The sequence below is a fragment of the Pseudoxanthomonas spadix BD-a59 genome (genome assembly GCF_000233915.3).
Lineage (GTDB): Bacteria > Pseudomonadota > Gammaproteobacteria > Xanthomonadales > Xanthomonadaceae > Pseudoxanthomonas_A > Pseudoxanthomonas_A spadix.
On record NC_016147.2, the window covers coordinates 2,866,349 to 2,885,846 of the forward strand.

Genomic DNA, 19,498 nt, shown 5'->3' on the forward strand with positions numbered 1-19,498 from the left:
ACCGTTCCACGTCCGTGGCCGGTCTGCGCCATGCAAAACAAGACGGACGCCTGCAGGGCGCCCGTTCGGATCATCGGGGCCGAGCCCTCATCAGTCGGCCCAGCTGCTGGGCGTGGTCGACTCGGGCAGCACCTGGGCCGAGAGCGTCTTGTCCTGGCTCAAGACAGTGATCGCATCGCCGAGGATCGCGGCCGATTCGCGCAGCAGCGGATCGGGACGCTTTTCGGCCAGCTTCTCGCGCGCGACGTCCTTGATGATGTCGCGCTCGCTGGCACCCAGTCCGTCGTCGGACAGGTCGGCGGCCAGCGGGTCCAGCGGCAGGCCCAGGCGCTTGCGCTCCTCCTGGCGCTGCTTGCGCAGGGTCTCCTGCCGGTCACGTTCAGCGCGGCGCTCGGCCTCATTGAGCGACACGTACTTCTTGGCCGCCTGATCCCGGAAATAGGCCACATCCTCCAACCACCACTGAAATTCCTTGTCGGTCCTGGCCCGCGCCTGGTGCAGCGTCTCCAGCCTGGGCAGCAGCGGGGCGAAGTTGCCGTACTGGGTATGCGAGACCCCGGCGATCCTGGTCCATGGCAGCGCGTTGGGATAGGTGTCCTCGCCGTACTCGGTGGCATCGATGCTGGCGGGAAAGGCAATGTCCGGCACCACACCCTTGTGCTGGGTGCTGCCGCCGGCCACGCGGAAGAACTGGGCGATGGTCAACTTGAGCTGGCCGAAGCGCCGCCTGCCTTCGTTGGCCGGCCAGCGGTCCAGGTCGACCAGGTTCTGCACGGTCCCCTTGCCGAAACTGTTCTCGCCGATCACCAGGCCGCGGCCATAGTCCTGAATGGCGCCGGCGAAGATCTCCGAGGCCGAAGCCGAAGCGCGGTTGATCAGCACCGCCAGGGGGCCATCCCAGGACACCCCCTGGGCGGTGTCACCACTGACCGAGACCCGCCCCCCGGATTCGCGTACCTGCACCACCGGGCCCTGATCGATGAACAGGCCGGTCAGATCGACCGCCTCGTCCAGCGAACCGCCGCCATTGGCGCGCAGGTCCATCACCACGCCATCGATGTTCTGGGTCTTGAATCCGTCCAGCAGGCGACGCACGTCGCGCGTGGCCGAGGTGTAGTCGTTGGGGTTGCGGCGGCGACCTTCGAAATCCTGGTAGAAGGTTGGCAGCTTGATCACCCCGATCCTGCGCTCGGGTTCGCGGCCGCTGGCCGGCAAGGTCATGATCTCGCTCTTGGCGGCCTGCTCGGCCAGCTGGACCTTGTCGCGCACGATGGTCACGGTGCTGGGTGGGCCATCCACCCCGCCTTCCGGCGGAATGAATTCAATCCGCACCCGCGTGCCCTTCTTGCCGCGGATCAGCTCGACCACATCGTCGATGCGCCAGCCGACCACGTCGGTAAGGGCGCCATCGCCCTGGGCCACGCCCACGATGCGCGCCCCGGGCTGCAGCTTCCTGGACAGGTCGGCCGGGCCGCCGGGCACGATCTCGCGGATCACCACCATGTCGTCCTGGCGCTGCAGAACCGCGCCGATGCCTTCCAGCGACAGGGACATTTGCTGATTGAACTGCTCGGCGGTCTTGGGGGTGAAGTAATCGGTGTGCGGATCCACCGCCGAGGTGTAGGCATTGAGAAAGGTCTGGAAGACGTCCTCGCTGTCCAGCTCCTCCACGCTGCGCTGCAGGTTGGCATAGCGCTTGTCCAGGGTCTGGACGATCGCCTCGGGCTTCTTGCCGGCCATCTTCAGGCGCAGCCAGTCGTTCATCACCGACTTGCGCCACAGCTCATCGAGCTCGCCGCTGTCCTTGGCCCAGGGCGCCTGCTCGCGATCGTATTCCCAGCGCTCATCGGTGGTGAAGTCGAAATGGTCGTCCTTCACCAGGCTGCGGGCATGGGCCACCCGCTCGCCGACGCGCTTGCGGTAGACCGAGAAGATGTCATACGCCGGAGTCAGCTGGCCGCTCTTGATCGCCTCGTCCAGGCGCGTGGCCAGCGGCATGAAGCCTTCGATGTCCTTGGCCGTGAAGAACTGCTTGCTCGGGTCCAGCGCATCCAGGTAGTGCTTGTAGACGTCCTGCGACAGCGCATCGTCCAAGGGCAGCGGCCGATAGGCATAGCGGCTGTCCGAGAGGATCCCGTAGACCAGTTTGGCGGCCGTGGACTGATCGGCGGTCGGCCCCATCGGCACCACGCCCGCGTCGGCGCGGGTGGCCACCCGGTCTCCGTCCGGCCGCGCCAGCAATGCAATGGGGGCCAGCAAGGCCAGGGCCAAAAGGAGGTAGGAGCGCTTGGCTTTCATTGGATGGGCTCGCGGCCGGCAGGGCCGCCTAAGGCGTGTGGAGGGGGATGTTGGCGAGGCACATGGACCGCATCACAGTGTCGAAAGTTGCGCAGGCTGTCATGTGCATTTCAGCCTAGCGGCGCGCCGGTATCGCAATGTGAACGCAGGACCCGGATACAACGACGCCGCCGGGCCTTCGGCCAGACGGCGCGTGAACGGATCGATGCGCGCCAAGCGTGCTCAGCCGGCAACACCGGCCTGGAGCGCCTGACGATCGGCATGGTAGGACGAGCGCACCATCGGGCCGGAGGCGACATGGCTGAAGCCCAGGGCCAGGCCGTAGCGCTCCAGCTCGGCAAATTCCTCCGGGGTCCAGTAGCGCAGCACCGGATGGTGGTGCGCGGTGGGCTGCAGGTACTGGCCGATGGTGACCATGTCCACATCATGCGCACGCAGATCGCGCAGCGTGCCCTGCACCTGCTCCAGGGTCTCGCCCAGGCCGAGCATGATCCCGGACTTGGTCGGCAGGGCCGGATGCTGGGCCTTGAACTTCTGCAGCAGGGTCAGCGACCACTGGTAGTCGGCGCCCGGACGGACGTTTGGATACAGGTCCGGCACGGTCTCGATGTTGTGGTTGAACACGTCTGGCGGGCTGGTCGCCAGGATCTCCAGCGCGCGGTCCATGCGGCCCTTGCCGCGGAAGTCCGGGGTCAGGATTTCCACCCGGGTGCCGGGCGAATGGCTGCGGATGGCGCTGATGCAATCGGCGAAATGCTGGGCGCCGCCGTCGCGCAGGTCGTCGCGGTCCACGCTGGTCACCACCACGTATTTCAGGCCCATCTCGGCCACGGTGGTGGCCAGGCTCAGCGGCTCGCCAGGCTCGGGCGGCTTGGGCCGGCCATGGGCCACGTCACAGAACGAGCAGCGCCGCGTGCACACCTCGCCCAGGATCATGAAGGTCGCCGTGCCGTGGCCGAAGCATTCGTGGATGTTCGGGCAGCTGGCTTCCTCGCATACCGTGACCAGGCGGTTCTCGCGCAGCTTGGCCTTGAGGTTGGCCACCGCGTTGCCGGACGGAATGCGCACCCGGATCCAGGACGGCTTGCGCAACACGGGCGCCTTGGCGAACTGGACCGGGGAACGAGCAATCTTGTCATTGCCCAGCTGCTTGGCACCGGGCTGCGGCGCAGAGCTCACGACTTGGATCTGGATGGCGCGGGAATCAGGCATGGCCCCATTCTACCGCCTGCCCGGCACCTGCTGCGTGCCTGGCCAGGGAAGACAAAAAAGGCCGCCGGTGAACAGGCGGCCCTGGTTGCAGCGATGGGACGCTCAGTACTGCACGGCACGCGCCGCGTTCACCCGACCGGCGCCGTAGGCATCGTCGTTGCCCGGCTTGCCCAGGTCGTCGGCGGAGGCACGCAGGATGCGCTCCACCTCGCTCGGGGCCAGGGAGCCGCCGTGCTTGCCGATGATCAGCGCGGCCACGCCGGACACGTGCGGCGCGGCCATGCTGGTACCTGCCGACCAGCCATAGCTGGCGATACCGGAGGTTGAGCTGATCACCATGTCGAACACCCAGCACGGGCGGGTGATGCCCTTCAGCGTGCAGTTCTCCTCGCCCGGGTAGTCGAAATTTCCGCCCGGCGCGGCGAAGTCGATCGCCGACTGCCCATAATTGCTGTAGCTGGCAAGGATGTCGAAATCCGGGTTGGCCGGATCCTTCAGCCAGCCCACCGGGCCAAGCGCACTGACCGCGAGCACCCCCGGCAGCTGCGCCGGGAACGCGCGCAGGTTGTCGGTGGTGCAGACCCCGTCGGTATCGCAGACCTTGCCGCTGTCGTGGTCCAGGTCACGGCCATCGTTGCCGGCCGAGGCCACCACGGTGACGTCCTTGGCATAGGCATAGCGGGTGGCGCGGGCGGTGGCGTTGATCAGTTCGGCCACCTCCTTGCCGCCCACCGGCAGCCCACCGCCCACGCCCAGGCTCATGTTGATGACATCGGCGCCGGCGTCGGCCGCGTAGACGATGCCCTGGATGATGCCGCCGAAGCTGCCGCTGCCGCTGGCCGCGCTGAGCACCTTGACCGCGATCAGCTTGGCTTCCGGCGCCACGCCAATGGTGCCGATGCCGTTGTCGGCGGCCAGCACGGTGCCCGAGGTGTGGGTGCCATGGCTGCTGCCGGAGGTGTTGCAGTAGGCCTCGCCGGGGACGAAGGAGGCTGACAGTGGCGCCAGCAGGTTGGGGGTGATGTCCAGGTGCTGGCAATAGATGCCCGAGTCCAGCACCGCCACGGTGGCGCCGGCCCCTCGGTACCCGGCATTCCAGGCGCCGGCCGCGTCGATGGCCGCATGGCCCCATTGCAGGTCGAAGAAGGCGTCGTCATCGCCGGAATAGGGAGGATTGGCGTAGTCGGCGTCGAGTTCCTCGCGGCCACCCTCCAGATCGAACTGGATCACCACATCCGGCACTGCCGAACGCACCCCGCTGAGCCTGGAGGCGCGGCTGCCGAAATCGGCGTCGGCCTCGACGATGGCCACCCCGATCTGCGGCAGGCGCGCGGTGATGGTGGCGCCGGCCGCCTGGAGCCTGTGCTCGAACTTGCTGTCGAAGGTCTTGCTCTTTGCGGTCACCACGTAACTCGTCGCGTGCGCAGTGGCGGCGGTTGCCAGGGACATGGCCACGGCGATGGCCAGGGAAATCTTCTGCATGACGGGGGATCTCATGAAGGATGACGGGATAAATATGGGCTGAACATCACACTCGGCGAGCCTATTCCACCGTCACCGTCGTCGCAAGCGCTGTCCGCAACCGCGTCACGCGACAGGCCAGGGCTCCCACCCCCAGACACTAAAAAGCCCGTAACGGCTTGCGCCAGTTACGGGCCCTGCTCCCTCCCCCACGTCGGGATGCAGGGCGATCTTGCGCCTGCTTTTTCGGCTTTGCACGCTGCACTGCAAAAAGCCGCGCTGGCAAGCCGGACAGGCCTCACTCCAGATACGGCGGCTGGGCCTGGTACCAGCGCTTGGCGCCCAGCAGGTGGAACTGATGCTCGCCCTGGCGCAATTCCACCGCCGCGCCCAGCACACCCCAACGGGCATACAGGTCACCTTGGGCCTTGTCATCGCCACGCAACCGGAAGCGCCCGACCAGGTCGAAGCGGTCGTTGCTGGCGTCGATGTCTTCCACTACCAGGTCCTTGCGCTGCCAGCGCACCCGGGCCGAGGCCTGCACGGTGCCCACGTCCACCAGCTTGACCATCCACTGCGGGTAGTCGCTGTCCTGGGAAAACAGGTCCAGCAGAAAACCCACGTCCTTCATCCGGGTGCTGACCCGGCCGTCCACCGCCAGGCGCTGGTCGGTCACGTCCAGCTGCGCGCGCGGCAGGCTTGCCTGGGCCCACCAGCCGCTGCCGGCATTGCCGGGCTGGGCAAAACTGACATTGCTCAGCGCCAGCTTGCTGCCACCGATGTGAAAGCGCTGGCGCTGCAGGTCGGCGCGCTGCAGTTTCAGGTCGATGTCCACATCGCTGCGCAGGGCCAGGCCCGCAGCATGCACCTGCGCCCCGCGGCCGGCGATGCGCACCCGGCCATTGCCCGCGTTGCCTGCCGCGTCCAGCGCAAGTTGCCCGGACAACGTGCCGGCGCCGCCGTCGAAGCGCAGATGATCATTGGGCAGGAAGCGGTTGTAGGCGCGCAGGTCCGGCACCTGGGCGTCGGTGAACTCGGCCTGGGCCTGCAGCGACATCCGGGCCTTGGCCAGGTCCGGGTCGGTCCTGGTGTACAGGCGCAGGTCGTTGCCGCGGATGTAGGGACGCTTGAGATCGTCCAGTGCGGCCACGCTGTATTGGCTCAGGGCCACGTCCACCCGCGAACGTGCGCGCCCGGCCTTGTCCGCTTCCAGCTGGGCGTGGGCCCTGCCGCTGCCGGTCACGCGCTGGCCCAGGACATCGGCCCGGGCCTGCACCCGCGGCACAGCCAGGCGACTGCCCGGTTGCAGCACGCCGTGGTCCAGGGTGATGTCGCCCTCCACCCGGCCGGACCCGTCCAGGGTCAGCCAGGGCACATGCACGAACAGCGCCGTGACCCATTTCAGCGACGAGAACTGCCACTGCCCGGCCACCCGGCCCGAGGTGCGGGGCAACAGCGAACGCATGTTCTTCAACGGGATCCCGGTGCCGTCTGCGTGCACGTCGGCGCTCAGCGCCAGCACCCCCTCGACCTGGGCCGGCATGTCCGCCTTCAGATGCAGATCCTGGTCGACCGCGAGCTGCGCGGCCAGCGTGCTGCGGTGGAGCTGGCCACCGCGATCGGTGATGGTCACCGGCATCCGCCACGACAGCGCGCCGCCGGACTTCAGTGCCGCGCGCTCCATCGCCAGCGTGCCCTGCACATGCCCCTGGCCGGGCTGCAGCTGCAGCTGCAGCTCGCCAGAATCATCCTGGCGTGCCGACAGCGCGGGCGTGTCACCGTCAACGGTAACGCCGATGCGCATGTAGCGCAGTTTCTCCACGCCCCTGGCCTGGGCATAGGTGACCGGCGTCATCGCAAACCGCGCGTCCAGCGCCGCATCCTGCAAAAAAGCGGTGTCACCCTGGGCCAGGCGCGCCGCATCGAAGTGGGCGGTCGATTCCAGCAGTTCCGCCGGTCCGCCGCGCAGGCGCTTGCTGAAGCCGACCCTGGCCTTGCCCTGCCCGGTCAGCACCAGCCTGTTGAAACGTCCCCCACGCACGCTGTCGCTGGTGATCGAAGGGAAGTTCAGCAGCCAGCCGCCGGGGCGCTGTGGCGGTGGCGGAATCTCATCGGCAACCCGTTCAACGCTGCCTGTGACATCGGTGGCACGCACGCGCGGCACATAGAGCTGCTTGCCCAGCACCCCGAACACCGAAATGTGTCCGCTGGTGCGCCTGGACTGCAGCGACCACACCGTGCGTCCGACGTGGCCGCGCATCGACACATCCCACAGCACCACTTCGCCCGGCCACCAGGTCAACCCGCGCCCCCATTGCATGGTGAACTTCTCGGGCTTGCGGTTGATGCTCCACGGCCCCAGGGCGGTGTTGAGGTACACATTGCCCAGCGCCAGGTAGCCCAGGTAGCAGGCCAGCAACGTCCAGGCGGTACGGCGCAGCCAACGACGATGTCGCGGCGACAGGCGCGCGGGTCGGGCCGGTTGCGAAGTGGCGTCCTCCATCCGCACCAGCATGCCCGATCGGGGTGATCAGGGCGTGTGACCGAGACCTGACCGGGACCTGACCTGCCTGGCGATCCGGTCCCGGTCGATGAATCAGGCCGCCTGCGACACCGCGCGCAGACGACGGGCGCGTACCGCCGCGGCCAGACGCTCAAGCACGGCCACCGATGCGTCCCAGCCAAGGCAACCGTCGGTGATGCTCTGGCCATAGGTCAGCGGCTGGCCCTGAACCAGGTCCTGGCGACCGGCGACCAGATGGCTTTCGACCATCACCCCCATGATGCGCGACTGGCCGGCCTCCAGCTGGGTGGCGATGTCCTCGATCACGGCCGGCTGGTTTTCCGGCTTCTTGCTGCTGTTGGCGTGGCTGGCGTCGACCATCAGCCGTGGCGTCAGGCCATTTTTTTCCAGCACTTCGCTGGCCGCCTGGACGCTGGCCGCGTCGAAATTGGGCGTCTTGCCGCCACGCAGGATCACGTGGCAGTCCGGGTTGCCGGTGGTCGAGGCAATCGCCGACTGGCCGTCCTTGGTGACGGCCAGGAAATGATGCGGGTGCGAAGCCGCCCCGACTGCGTCCACTGCAATCTTGACATCGCCGCTGGTGCCGTTCTTGAAGCCCACCGGGCACGACAGGCCACTGGCCATCTCGCGATGGATCTGGCTCTCGGTGGTACGCGCGCCGATCGCGCCCCAGGCCACCAGGTCGGAGATGTACTGCGGCGAGATCACGTCCAGGTACTCGCAGCCGGCCGGCAGGCCCAGCGCGTTGATGTCGCGCAGCAGCCCGCGCGCCAGCGCCAGGCCCTCGTTGATACGGAAGCTACCGTCCAGGTGCGGGTCGTTGATCAGGCCCTTCCAGCCCACGGTGGTGCGCGGCTTTTCGAAGTACACGCGCATGATGATTTCCAGCTCGCCGCCGAGGACATCGCGCAGCGGGCGCAGGCGCCGGGCGTATTCGATCGCGGCCTCGGGGTCGTGGATCGAGCACGGGCCGATCACCACCGCGAGGCGGTCATCGCGCCCGTGCAGGATCCGGTGCAGCGCGCTGCGCGCTTGGGAGACGGTGGCGGAGACCGCCTCGTCGCAGGGGAACTCCTCGATCAGCTCGGCCGGTGTGGTGAGCGGTTCGATCTTGCGGATGCGCAGGTCTGAGGTCAGCGGGGCCATCTTGAGAGTCTCTGGTGTCTTTGAGTGGAAGTTGAAGCAGGCTGGCAACAAAAGATTGCAGGGAGGCATTTTTTGACGTCGCGCAGCGAAGGGCCGAACAGTGGCGGCCAGGGATGGCCAGCTACAAAAAAAGCCGCCAGGGTCGCTGGCGGCTTTCCGGATGCGTCTGAAGGGTTTCTTCAGGGTGAACGCGCTCCTTCCTCCGCCGTGGGCTTTGGAAACCAAAAGTAATAGCGGGCGCGGTCGGTGTTCATTGAGCGGCAATTGATAACACGACTTTTGCGAGCTTGCGAATGTTTCATGTGCAACCCGTGCGATGCACAGGCCCACAACAGAGAACCCCGCCATGCGGCGGGGTTCTCCTGACTCGGGTAGCGCGTGTGTGGCTGGCTTAGAAGCCCATGCCGCCCATGTCGCCCATGCCACCGCCGGCCGGCATCGCCGGCTCGTCCTTCTTCGGCGACTCGGCCACCATCGCCTCGGTGGTGATCATCAGGCCGGCAATCGACGCGGCGTTCTGCAGCGCAGTGCGGGTGACCTTGGTCGGATCCAGGATGCCGAACTGGACCATGTCGCCAAACTCACCGGTAGCGGCGTTGTAGCCGAAGTTGCCCGTGCCTTCCTTGACCCGGTTGAGGATCACCGACGGCTCTTCACCGGCGTTGGTCACGATCTCACGCAGCGGGGCTTCCATCGCGCGCAGGGCGATCTCGATGCCGTGGTTCTGGTCTTCGTTGATGCCCCGGATCTGGCCCAGGTTGGCCTTGGCGCGGATCAGCGCAACGCCACCGCCCGGGACCACGCCTTCTTCCACTGCCGCGCGGGTGGCGTGCAGGGCGTCTTCGACGCGGGCCTTCTTTTCCTTCATCTCGATCTCGGTGGAGGCCCCGACCTTGATCACCGCCACGCCGCCGGCCAGCTTGGCCACGCGTTCCTGCAGCTTCTCGCGGTCGTAGTCCGAAGAGGTCTCCTCGATCTGCGCCTTGATCTGCTTGATCCGCGACTCGATGCTGCCGGTATCGCCGGCGCCATCGATGATGGTGGTGTTCTCCTTGGAGACCTGCACCTTCTTGGCCCGGCCCAGATCCTTGATGGTGGCCTTCTCCAGCGACAGGCCCACTTCTTCGGAGATCACGGTGCCGCCGGTCAGCACGGCCATGTCTTCCAGCATCGCCTTGCGACGGTCGCCGAAGCCCGGGGCCTTGACGGCCACGACCTTGACGATGCCGCGGATGGTGTTGACCACCAACGTGGCCAGTGCTTCGCCTTCGACTTCCTCGGCCACGATCAGCAGCGGCTTGCCGGCCTTGGCCACGCCTTCCAGCACGGGCAGCAGGTCACGGACATTGGAGATCTTCTTGTCGTGCAGCAGGATGAACGGGTCTTCCAGGTCGGCCGACTGGCTCTGCTGGTTGTTGATGAAGTACGGCGAGAGGTAGCCGCGGTCGAACTGCATGCCCTCCACCACGTCCAGCTCGTTGTCCAGGCCCGAACCTTCCTCGACGGTGATCACGCCTTCCTTGCCGACCTTCTTCATGGCCTCGGCAATGATGTTGCCGATCGACTCGTCCGAGTTGGCCGAGATCGTGCCGACCTGGGCGATGGCCTTGTCGTCGGCGGTGGGCTTGGAGATGTTCTTCAGCTCGGCCACCGCAGCGGTCACGGCCTTGTCGATGCCACGCTTGAGATCCATCGGGTTCATGCCGGCAGCGACGGCCTTCATGCCTTCGCGGATGAAGGCCTGGGCCAGCACGGTCGCGGTGGTGGTGCCGTCACCGGCATTGTCGGAGGTGCGCGAGGCGACTTCCTTGACCATCTGCGCGCCCATGTTCTCGAACTTATCGGCCAGCTCGATTTCCTTGGCGACCGAGACGCCATCCTTGGTGATGGTCGGGGCGCCGTAGCTCTTCTCGAGCACGACGTTGCGGCCCTTCGGGCCGAGGGTGGCCTTGACGGCATTGGCGAGTACGTTGACACCGCGCACCATGCGGGCGCGGGCGTCTTCACCGAAACGAATGTCCTTGGCAGCCATTGGGTATTACCTCAGTTGTCTTGATGTGTAGGGAATGAAGAAGTCAGACAGACACCGCGCGGGCTCAGAGCGTCGCGAAGATGTCCTCTTCCTTCACCACCAGGTAGTCGGTGCCGTCCAGCTTCACTTCCGTGCCGCTGTACTTGCCGAACAGGACCTTGTCGCCAACCTTGACCTGCGGAGCGCGTACGGTGCCGTTGTCCAGGACCTTGCCGGGACCCACGGCGACGACTTCGCCCTTGATCGGCTTCTCAGCAGCCGAGTCGGGGATCACGATGCCGCCCGCGGACAGCTTTTCTTCTTCCATACGCTTGATGACCACGCGGTCGAACAGCGGCTTGATATTGCTCATGTCAATCCTCTTAAGTGATTGATTGTACTGGGAAAGGGCCGGCCATGTTAGCACTCGCCCATGACGAGTGCCAGCGCGGCGGCGACAAAGAACCCGTGCATCGCAAGATGCGGTGGGCTGACACGGCAGATGGGGGCACGGGGCGGGCTTTCAAGGGCGGCCGCGACATTTTTTGCCCCGACACGATAGCGCGCGCGGGCCGCGGCGCTGCAGAAAGCACATAAAAAAGAAGAGCACGCATGTGCGGCATGCGTGCCCTCCAGGGGATGGTGAAGAAGTCCTGATCCGTGAGCCGTGACCTGCGCCAACTCCCCGGCGACGTCCTGTCTGTCGACGTCCCTGCCAACGGGCACAGGGATACCAGCGAAGCAGCGGCGAGGCAAAGCCTGAACTGCTCCAAAATAATGGAAACACAGTGAGCACAGGTAACCTGCGCCTTGAAAAAATCATGCCTGCCCTGAACTCTCAGCAAATCAGTTACCAAAAGCGGGCAATCTCTGCCTATTTTCGGTCAACACGTTAGTAATGGTGTCGCTTTCCATTCCGCTCCGTGGAATGTTTGGCTATGGTCACAGAAGTTCAGCATGGCGGTCGCCACGGAGAGGTTTGATGGATGCACCCGAGCGAGTCCGCATGGCACGACGCCTGGCGGGTCTTTCGCAAAGTCAGTTGGCAGAAGCGGTTGGGGTGCAACGAAGCGCGGTCAGTCACTGGGAGTCACCGAAGGGCAAAAGCCCCAGCGTGTCGCACCTGCGCGAGGTCGCCCTGGCGACCGGCACCCAGTTCGAATGGCTTGCCACCGGGCGCGGGGCGATGACGCTTTCGCGCGACGCGGAGCTGGATTCGATCGCCACCGCCGAGGCGATCCTGGTCGAGGATCCGCTGGAGTTCCGCCTGGTCCGCGCATTCAGGGAGGCGCCGCTGAAGGCGCGGCTGTCGCTGCTGGAAGTGATGGAGACCCTGGCTTCCCAGCGCACCGGGCGGACCCGCCCGCACGGTACTGCGCGGACGACCGGGTCCCGCCGCAGCTGACGCCGGCGGACTCGGCCTGCGGGGGAAGTCCGCTACCGGAAGCGCACATGGACCTGCCCGGACCGGTCGAACGAGGGGTTCGGCTAAGCTATGCGCCATGTCGCTGATCGCCCGTCTGGCCAGTGTGCTGGTCCTGCTCTGCCTTGCCCTGCCCGCCGCAGCCGTCGATGAATCCGGCCTGCTGCCGGTGGACCAGGCCTTCGTGCCGACCGCCGAGGCCACCGGCCAGGGCATCGCCCTGCGCTGGAAGATTGCCGACGGCTATTACCTGTACCGGCACCGCACCGCGGTGACCGCCGAAGGCGCCGGTTTCAAGGCGGGCGAGCTGCAGATGCCGGACGGGGAAAAGCACACCGACCCGTATTTTGGCCCGGTGGAAACCTACCGCGGCCGCCTGGACGCGCTGTTGCCAGGCACGGCCGCCGCTGCCGGCCAGGTCACGTTGAAGGTGCGTTACCAGGGCTGTGCCGACGCGGGCGTGTGCTACCCGCCGCAAAGTCGGACCCTGCAGGTGGCGGTGGCCGCGGCACCGGCCAGCGCAACGTCGCCCGGCGGCCTGGGCGTTGCCCCGGCCGCGCGCAGCGGCCTGGCCTTGTTCGGCCCGCCAGCCACCGGCGCCGGCACGACCGATGCTGTGCCGCTGGCGCAGGAGCAGGCGTTCGGCTTCGAGGCCATTGCCGGCCACGGCAACCAGCTGCTGCTGCGCTTCACCCCGGCCAGGGGCTACTACCTGTACCGCGATCGCACCCACATGACCCTGACCGGGGCCGACGGGCTGTCGCTGGGCAATCCGCAGTGGCCGCCGGGCCAGTCCCATCGCGACGCGCATTTCGGCGAGGTCACGGTGTACTTCGACCAGGTCGAGGTGCCGGTGCCGGTGCTGCGTGACCGTCCCGAAGCAGCCAGGGCGACCCTGCAGGTGACCTTCCAGGGCTGCCAGACCGATGGCATCTGCTATCCGCCGATGACCCGTGAGGTGGCGCTGTCCATTCCCGCCGGCACGCGCACGCCTGCAGCCGAGCGTGTCGCCGCCGCTGCGCAGGCCGCCGCGCCGATCGCGCTGGAGAACGACCGCGCCGTGCCGTCGGCCGCTGCCAGCGCAGCGGCGCAGGTGCCGCGCTCGACCCCGCCGCCGGAGCTGCTGGCCCGCGCGCAGCGCAGCGGCGGCGGGACTTGGCTGCTGGCGCTGCTGGGCGCGCTGCTGGGCGGACTGATCCTCAACGTGATGCCGTGCGTGCTGCCGGTGCTCTCGCTCAAGGCGCTGTCGTTGGCCGAAGGCGGGCGCGGCAGCCAACACGCGCGCGCCAGTGCGCTGTCCTATGCGGCCGGGGTGATGCTGAGCTTCCTGGTGGTCGGTGCCGTTGCGCTGGGGCTTCGTGCGACCGGGCAGGCACTGGGCTGGGGCTTCCAGCTGCAGCAGCCATTGATGGTCGCGGCGCTGGTGTACGTGATGTTCGCCGTGGGCCTGAGCCTGTCGGGCGTGTTCGCGGTCGGCTATGGGCTGGCCGGAGCCGGCCGCGGGCTGGCCGCACGCGGCGGCCTGAGCGGCGACTTCTTCACCGGCGTGCTGGCGGTGGTGGTGGCCGCGCCGTGCACGACGCCGTTCATGGGCACCGCGCTGGCGTTTGCCTTCGCCGCGCCGCTGCCATTGGCACTGGCGGTGTTCGCCCTGCTCGGGGTGGGCATGGCGCTGCCGTTCCTGCTGATCGGGCTGGTGCCGGGGCTGGCCAGGCGCCTGCCGCGCCCGGGCGCGTGGATGGACACGCTCAAGCAGGTGCTGGCCTTCCCGATGTACCTGACCGCGGTGTGGCTGCTGTGGGTGCTGGGCAAGCAGCGCGGCATCGATGCGGTCGCGCTGGCCCTGGCCGGGCTGGTGGTGCTGGCGCTGGGGCTGTGGGCCCTGCAGCGGGTGCGGTTCCAGGCCGCGCCGCTGCGCCGCACGCTGGCGCTGGCGCTGCTGGTGTTGTCGATCGTGCCACTGGTCCTGCTGCCGCGATTGCCGGCGCCTTCCGTTGCCGCGACGACCGCCCCGGCCGACGGCAGCGAGCCCTACTCGCCTGCGCGCCTGGCGCAGCTGCGCAAGCAGGGCCGGGTGGTGTTCGTGGACATGGGCGCGGCCTGGTGCGTGTCGTGCAAGGCCAACGAGAACGCAGTCCTGGACCGCGAGGCGTTTCGCGCCGCGCTGCGCAGCGCCAATGCCGTGCGCATGCGCGGCGACTGGACCAATGTCGACCCGACCATCACCGCCTTCCTGACCCGCTACAACGCGGTCGGCGTGCCGCTGTACGTGGTGTTTCCCGGCAGTGGCGGCGAAGGTGAGGTGCTACCCACGATCCTGACCCAGCAGATGGTCAGCGACGCCCTGCAGCGCGCCGCCCGGCAATGAACCGCAGCGGCATCGCCTTGCTGTTGGCCGCACTGGCCGCCGGCGTGCTCGGGGTGCTGGCGGGCCTGTGGTGGCAAGCACGGCCTGGCCACATGCCCGCAGTCGAAGCCATCACCGCGCCAGACCCACCGGTTCCCAGTGGCGTGACGCCGGCCGCGCCTGGCGACCTGCTGCCGGCACTGACCCTGCCCGATCTGGAGGGCAACCCCGTCAACCTGCGCAGCCTGGCCCAGGGCCGCCCGCTGCTGATCAACGTCTGGGCCAGCTGGTGCGGGCCGTGCGTGGAGGAAATGCCGGCGCTGGATCGCTTTGCCGCCGCGCAGGGCGCCGAAGGCGTGCAGGTGCTTGGCCTGGCCCTGGACACGCCCGAAGGCGTGCGCGCCTTCCTCCAACGCACCCCGGTGCGCTATCGGCTGGTGCTGGAACAGCCCGGGCCGTCCGATGCCAGCGTCCGGCTGGGCAACCGCGCCGGCGTGCTGCCCTACAGCGTGCTGGTCGGGGCCGACGGGCGCGTGCTGCGGCAGAAGACCGGCCCGTTCGCGCCGGACGAAATCGACGGCTGGGCCGAGGCACCGGTCGCGGCACCGGCCGGAATTCAAACGCGCGATTAAATCACCTGAAAGTTCGGCGAACTGGACAGCATTGCCGGCTTCCTCCAGACTGCCGCCTTCGCCGTGGAGCGCCCGATGGCCAACCTGCTGCAGCCGAACGCGCCGCTGGCTCCTGTCCTGGCCGTCAGCCCGCCGCGCCGGCGTGCCGCCCGCATCATCGCGCCGGCCGTCACTGGCACCGCCACCCGCTGACGCGCCCCGGCCGCCCCTTTCCCTTTGTCACTGACGCAACCCCAGAGGCCTTTCATGGACCTGCGCAAGATCAAGAAGCTCATCGACCTGCTGGAAGAATCCAATCTCGCCGAGATCGAGATCAAGGAAGGCGAAGAGTCGGTCCGCCTGGCACGCGTGCCGCAGGGCCACTACGCCGCCGCGGCCGCGCCGGTGCAGCACGCCCTGCCCGCTGCCGCGCCCGCCGAGCCCAGGCCGATGCCGATGGGCTCGCCCACCGAAGCCTCCACCGGCGGCAGCGCCAGGCCAGGCAACGCCCCCGGATCAAGTCCGGGGCAGGCGCTGCCCGACGGCCACGTGGTGCGTTCGCCGATGGTCGGCACGTTCTACACGGCGCCGGCGCCGGACAAGCCGGTGTTCGTCACCATCGGCCAGCAGGTCAAGGCCGGCGACACCCTGGCCATCATCGAGGCGATGAAGATGTTCAACCCGATCGAAGCCGACGCCTCCGGCACGATCGTGGCGATCCTGGCCGAAACCGGGCAGCCGGTCGAGTTCGACCAGCCGCTGTTCGTGATCGGCTGAAAGCGGGGACCCGGGACCCGGGACCGGGGACCCGGAAGAGCAGAGGCCAGGCGCAAGCGCTTTTTCGGCCTTTTCTTTTCCGGGTCCCCGGTCCCGGGTCCCGGGTCCCGAAAACACCCCGTGCCTCGGAACCTCCCCATGCTAGATAAAGTTGTCATCGCCAACCGCGGCGAGATCGCGCTGCGCATCCTGCGCGCGTGCCAGACCCTGGGCATCCGCACGGTCGCGGTGCATTCCACCGTCGACCGCAATCTCAAGCACGTGGCCATGGCCGACGAGTCGGTCTGCATCGGCCCGGCCCCCTCGAGCGGGAGCTACCTCAACATCCCGGCACTGATCGCCGCGGCCGAGGTCACCGACGCCCAGGCCATCCACCCCGGTTACGGCTTCCTGTCGGAAAACGCCGACTTCGCCGAGCGCGTGGAGGAATCCGGTTTCATCTTCATCGGCCCCAGGGCCGAGACCATCCGTCTGATGGGCGACAAGGTCGAGGCCATCCGCGCGATGAGCGCGGCCGGGGTGCCGTGCGTACCCGGCTCGGGCGGCCCATTGGGCGATGAGATCGTCACCAACACCAAGATCGCCCGCGAGATCGGCTATCCGGTGATCATCAAGGCCGCTGGCGGCGGTGGCGGGCGCGGCATGCGCGTGGTCCACGCCGAAGGTGCGCTCAAGGCCGCCATCGAGACCACCAAGTCCGAGGCCAAGGCCGCTTTCGGCAACGACCAGGTCTACATGGAGAAATTCCTGGAGAACCCGCGCCACGTGGAGATCCAGGTCCTGGCCGACGGCCAGGGCAACGCCATCCACCTGGGCGAGCGCGACTGCTCGATGCAGCGCCGCCACCAGAAGGTGGTCGAGGAAGCCCCGGCCCCGGGCATCACCATCGAGCAGCGCAACGAGATCGGCAAGGTCTGCGTGGAGGCCTGCCTGCGCATCGGCTACCGCGGTGCGGGCACCTTCGAGTTCCTCTACGAAGCCGGCCGCTTCTACTTCATCGAAATGAACACCCGCATCCAGGTCGAGCACCCGGTGACCGAGCTGGTGACCGGCATCGACCTGGTCTGCGAGCAGCTGCGGATCGCCGCCGGCCAGAAGCTGTCTATCAAACAGCGCGACATCGTGCTGACCGGCCACGCGATCGAGTGCCGCATCAACGCCGAGGATCCGGAGACCTTCATGCCGCATCCGGGCCTGATCCAGCACTTCCACCCGCCGGGCGGCCCCGGCGTGCGCGTGGATACCCACATCTACGAAGGCTATCGGGTACCACCGAACTACGACTCGATGATCGGCAAGCTGATCGTGCACGGCCCGGACCGGGCAACGGCGATCGCGCGCATGCAGGTGGCGCTCAACGAGACGGTGATCGAAGGCATCAAGACCAACGTGCCGCTGCAGCAGCGCATCATGCGCGACAAGGGCTTCCAGGCCGGCGGCCAGAACATCCATTACCTGGAAAAGCGCCTGGCCGAACGCAAGATCAAGGCCATCTCGCTGAGCTGACGTCCCCAAAGCGTCAGGGGCGTTGAAGAAGAAAAGGCGGGGAACTCCCCACCTCCTCGTGTCCGGCATGTCCGCCCGGGGTTACACCTGGGCACCATGACCTGGGTGCCGCGCATCGGCTGGGCGCCGACGGTGGAGGTGGGATCGACGATCCGCAGGGTCTCGGTCGGGCCAGCGGGCCAGACGATCTGGAAGGACGAGCCGGCCGGCAGCGTGGAAAACGGCATGTCGCCCTGCACGCGGTAGACCGCCGCCACCTGCGCGGCGCTGGCGCTGCGCTGCGCTGGGCGCGGCCGCTGGCCACGGTGGTCAGCTGCGCCTGGGAGAGATTGCGCAGCTGCGCATCGCGCGCATCGCGCGCATCGACGATCACGATGCCCACGGCCAGGGCCGGGTAGGCCACCGACAACAGCGCGCCCAGCCAGAACTTGGCGCCATGCATCCAGCGACGGTATTTCATGTGCTTGCTCCCGAGCCCTTGACCAGCAGCCACCATGTCATCGACTTGCCTGGCTCCCTGTCGCGGGATGGCGGCATCAAGCTCGAAGGTTGCGAAATCCTGCGAGGCACCTTGCGAGCAGATGCCGCCGTTGGCGCAGTAGCTGGTCATCAGCGCGCTGCCGGCGCGGCATCCAGCCCCAGCCGGCGGGCCGCCAGCCAGGCCAGCTGGCTGATCAGGCTACCGGCCACTTAAGTAACCGCGATAGGCCACATCGCCACTGGTGGCCACGCCCATGGCCGGCGACAGTGCCAGGTCGGCCTCCGGATCGCGCGAAGCCAGCACGCGCTGGACCCGTTCGCGGCGATAGGCCGGCGAGTCCTCAGCGGCCTGCCCTGGGCCGCCAGGGGCGCTTCGGCCGCCAGGCTTCCGGCCTCGGCCGGGCGCAGCCGCCGCTGCAGGGTGATGACCTAAGCGTCCAGGCCATCGCTTCCGGGAAAACCCGCGCAGCACCGGCCCACGCGCTGGCGGGCGGCCAGCATGGCGCGCACGCCTGGGGAATCGCTGTGGCCGATCAGCAGGTCGTCAGCCTGGTAGCCGGCCGGGTCCAGCGCGTCGCCGGCGCAATAGTGGTAAACGCGACTGAGCAGCCAGCTGGCCTGGGCAGAGCCGCCCTGGCGGCCGGCCTGAGCTGCAGCGCATCGTGGTACAAGTCCGATTGCGTTCCGAAGGCCTCGCGCTGGCCGACCGGCGCCGCCTCGCTCGGCGGCAGGTACGATCAGCCAGCAGTGCCGGGCCCGGAGTGGCAATGAGAAAGTTCCCTTTTGAATCAATACCCTGCTGATTAACAAGGAAAGCTGGCGCTAGCCTTTGTCAGCAGGTTTTACTTGCAGGTCAATAACTAGCGTTAGCTTGTTGCAATTAAGGAGGTCAATCGCCTCGTCGAGCTGGAACAGGTCGGCCATCAGCTCGACGAATTGCGTTCGGGCTTGCTTAAATCGGTCACGGGTTCATTCCTGGTGCGGTGGCGCGACGTGGTAGCCGGCTCACGGGCAGATAATTTCCAGCTTGGAATAGTAGGTGCGATACCGCTTCGCGTCCCGCGTCAGCAGCGCCATGCCCTCGATGGCGGCATGCGCACCGATGTAGAAATCAGGCAGCGGCGAGCTCCGTGCGCCCTTGGCGCGGCGGTATTGCAGGAAGACCTTGCCGGCAAGGAAGCCGGCTTCCCATGGCAGCTCCAGCCGGGTGAAGGCATCGGCCGGCAGGGCGGCGTCCAGCTCCTCGATGCGCTCGAAGCCGACCGAAACCTCGGCGTAGATGATGGGGTTGATGCACAGCTCGGCCCCGTCGGCGCAGGCATCGAGCTGCGCCGCCGACCATTCGTACCAGTCCGGATCGTCCGTCAGCACGTCCAGCAGGACATTGGCGTCCACCAGTACGCGCCTGCCTGCGGCCGGCGTCGCGGCGGGCGCATCAGGCGCCACGGGTCAGCTTCATGATCTCGTCGGTGCCCATCTGCGCCGTCGCGCGTCCGCGCAGACGGGAAGCCAGGCTGCCTCGGCGGGCCTTGGGCGGATGGGCGATGGTGGCCTCGGCCTCGCGCAGGGCGGCTTCGCGGACAAAGGTGGCCACCGGCAGGCCGTGCAGCTCGGCGGCGCGGCGCAGGCGGTTCTTGTCCTCCACGCTCAGGCGCAGGTCGAGACGGTCGGCAATGGCAGTCATGTCGGGCCTCCTTGTACG

General features: G+C 67.6%; 15 protein-coding genes. 6 read left to right on the forward strand and 9 right to left on the reverse strand.

The features are described from left to right. Positions 1 to 90 precede the first annotated feature (90 nt). The 7 genes from DSC_RS12960 to groES form a co-directional block, all read right to left on the reverse strand. On the reverse strand, positions 91 to 2,298 hold the full coding sequence (locus DSC_RS12960; protein WP_014161634.1) for a carboxy terminal-processing peptidase: 2,208 nt from the start codon (positions 2,296 to 2,298) through the stop codon (positions 91 to 93). Between the two features lie 222 nt (positions 2,299 to 2,520). Further along, positions 2,521 to 3,510: a lipoyl synthase gene (gene lipA, locus DSC_RS12965; RefSeq protein ID WP_014161635.1), complete on the reverse strand. Its 990-nt coding sequence runs from the start codon at positions 3,508 to 3,510 to the stop codon at positions 2,521 to 2,523. Between the two features lie 102 nt (positions 3,511 to 3,612). Further along, positions 3,613 to 4,992 carry a S8 family peptidase gene (locus tag DSC_RS12970; RefSeq protein WP_014161636.1) on the reverse strand — a complete coding sequence of 460 codons (1,380 nt, stop codon included), beginning with the start codon at positions 4,990 to 4,992 and terminating at the stop codon, positions 3,613 to 3,615. Positions 4,993 to 5,269: 277 nt separating this feature from the next. Beyond that, positions 5,270 to 7,486 (reverse strand): hypothetical protein, encoded by a 2,217-nt coding sequence (locus DSC_RS12975; RefSeq protein ID WP_014161637.1) that lies wholly within the window; start codon positions 7,484 to 7,486, stop codon positions 5,270 to 5,272. A gap of 81 nt (positions 7,487 to 7,567) precedes the next feature. After that, positions 7,568 to 8,641 carry a 3-deoxy-7-phosphoheptulonate synthase gene (locus DSC_RS12980; protein WP_014161638.1) on the reverse strand — a complete coding sequence of 358 codons (1,074 nt, stop codon included), beginning with the start codon at positions 8,639 to 8,641 and terminating at the stop codon, positions 7,568 to 7,570. A gap of 391 nt (positions 8,642 to 9,032) precedes the next feature. After that, a complete protein-coding gene (groL, locus tag DSC_RS12985) occupies positions 9,033 to 10,673 on the reverse strand; it encodes a chaperonin GroEL (RefSeq protein ID WP_014161639.1) in 1,641 nt (546 codons plus the stop codon). Positions 10,674 to 10,737: 64 nt separating this feature from the next. Continuing rightward, complete coding sequence (groES, locus tag DSC_RS12990) at positions 10,738 to 11,025, reverse strand: co-chaperone GroES (RefSeq protein ID WP_014161640.1); 288 nt, start codon at positions 11,023 to 11,025, stop codon at positions 10,738 to 10,740. Positions 11,026 to 11,658: 633 nt separating this feature from the next. On the opposite strand from groES, the gene DSC_RS16245 reads away from it, so the two are divergent. From DSC_RS16245 to DSC_RS17585, 6 genes are all read left to right on the forward strand, one after another. Then, positions 11,659 to 12,057 carry a helix-turn-helix transcriptional regulator gene (locus DSC_RS16245; protein ID WP_158308243.1) on the forward strand — a complete coding sequence of 133 codons (399 nt, stop codon included), beginning with the start codon at positions 11,659 to 11,661 and terminating at the stop codon, positions 12,055 to 12,057. A gap of 97 nt (positions 12,058 to 12,154) precedes the next feature. Beyond that, positions 12,155 to 14,443, forward strand: a complete 2,289-nt coding sequence (locus DSC_RS13000; RefSeq protein WP_014161642.1) for a protein-disulfide reductase DsbD family protein — start codon at positions 12,155 to 12,157, stop codon at positions 14,441 to 14,443. Then, the gene (locus tag DSC_RS13005; RefSeq protein WP_014161643.1) at positions 14,440 to 15,054 is read left to right on the forward strand and encodes a TlpA family protein disulfide reductase; all 615 of its coding nucleotides are present in this window, start codon (positions 14,440 to 14,442) and stop codon (positions 15,052 to 15,054) included. Before DSC_RS13000 ends, DSC_RS13005 begins: the two co-directional genes overlap by 4 nt. A 246-nt stretch (positions 15,055 to 15,300) precedes the next feature. Continuing rightward, positions 15,301 to 15,810, forward strand: a complete 510-nt coding sequence (gene accB / locus DSC_RS13010; protein ID WP_014161645.1) for an acetyl-CoA carboxylase biotin carboxyl carrier protein — start codon at positions 15,301 to 15,303, stop codon at positions 15,808 to 15,810. 138 nt (positions 15,811 to 15,948) lie between these two features. Further along, positions 15,949 to 17,316: an acetyl-CoA carboxylase biotin carboxylase subunit gene (accC, locus tag DSC_RS13015; protein WP_014161646.1), complete on the forward strand. Its 1,368-nt coding sequence runs from the start codon at positions 15,949 to 15,951 to the stop codon at positions 17,314 to 17,316. A 96-nt stretch (positions 17,317 to 17,412) separates the two neighbouring features. Further along, positions 17,413 to 17,562 carry a hypothetical protein gene (locus tag DSC_RS17585; RefSeq protein WP_014161647.1) on the forward strand — a complete coding sequence of 50 codons (150 nt, stop codon included), beginning with the start codon at positions 17,413 to 17,415 and terminating at the stop codon, positions 17,560 to 17,562. 1,239 nt (positions 17,563 to 18,801) lie between these two features. Here DSC_RS17585 and DSC_RS13025 read toward each other — a convergent pair. Next, the gene (locus tag DSC_RS13025; protein ID WP_014161649.1) at positions 18,802 to 19,242 is read right to left on the reverse strand and encodes a type II toxin-antitoxin system VapC family toxin; all 441 of its coding nucleotides are present in this window, start codon (positions 19,240 to 19,242) and stop codon (positions 18,802 to 18,804) included. After that, on the reverse strand, positions 19,232 to 19,480 hold the full coding sequence (locus DSC_RS13030; protein WP_014161650.1) for a type II toxin -antitoxin system TacA 1-like antitoxin: 249 nt from the start codon (positions 19,478 to 19,480) through the stop codon (positions 19,232 to 19,234). Before DSC_RS13030 ends, DSC_RS13025 begins: the two co-directional genes overlap by 11 nt. Positions 19,481 to 19,498 lie beyond the last annotated feature (18 nt).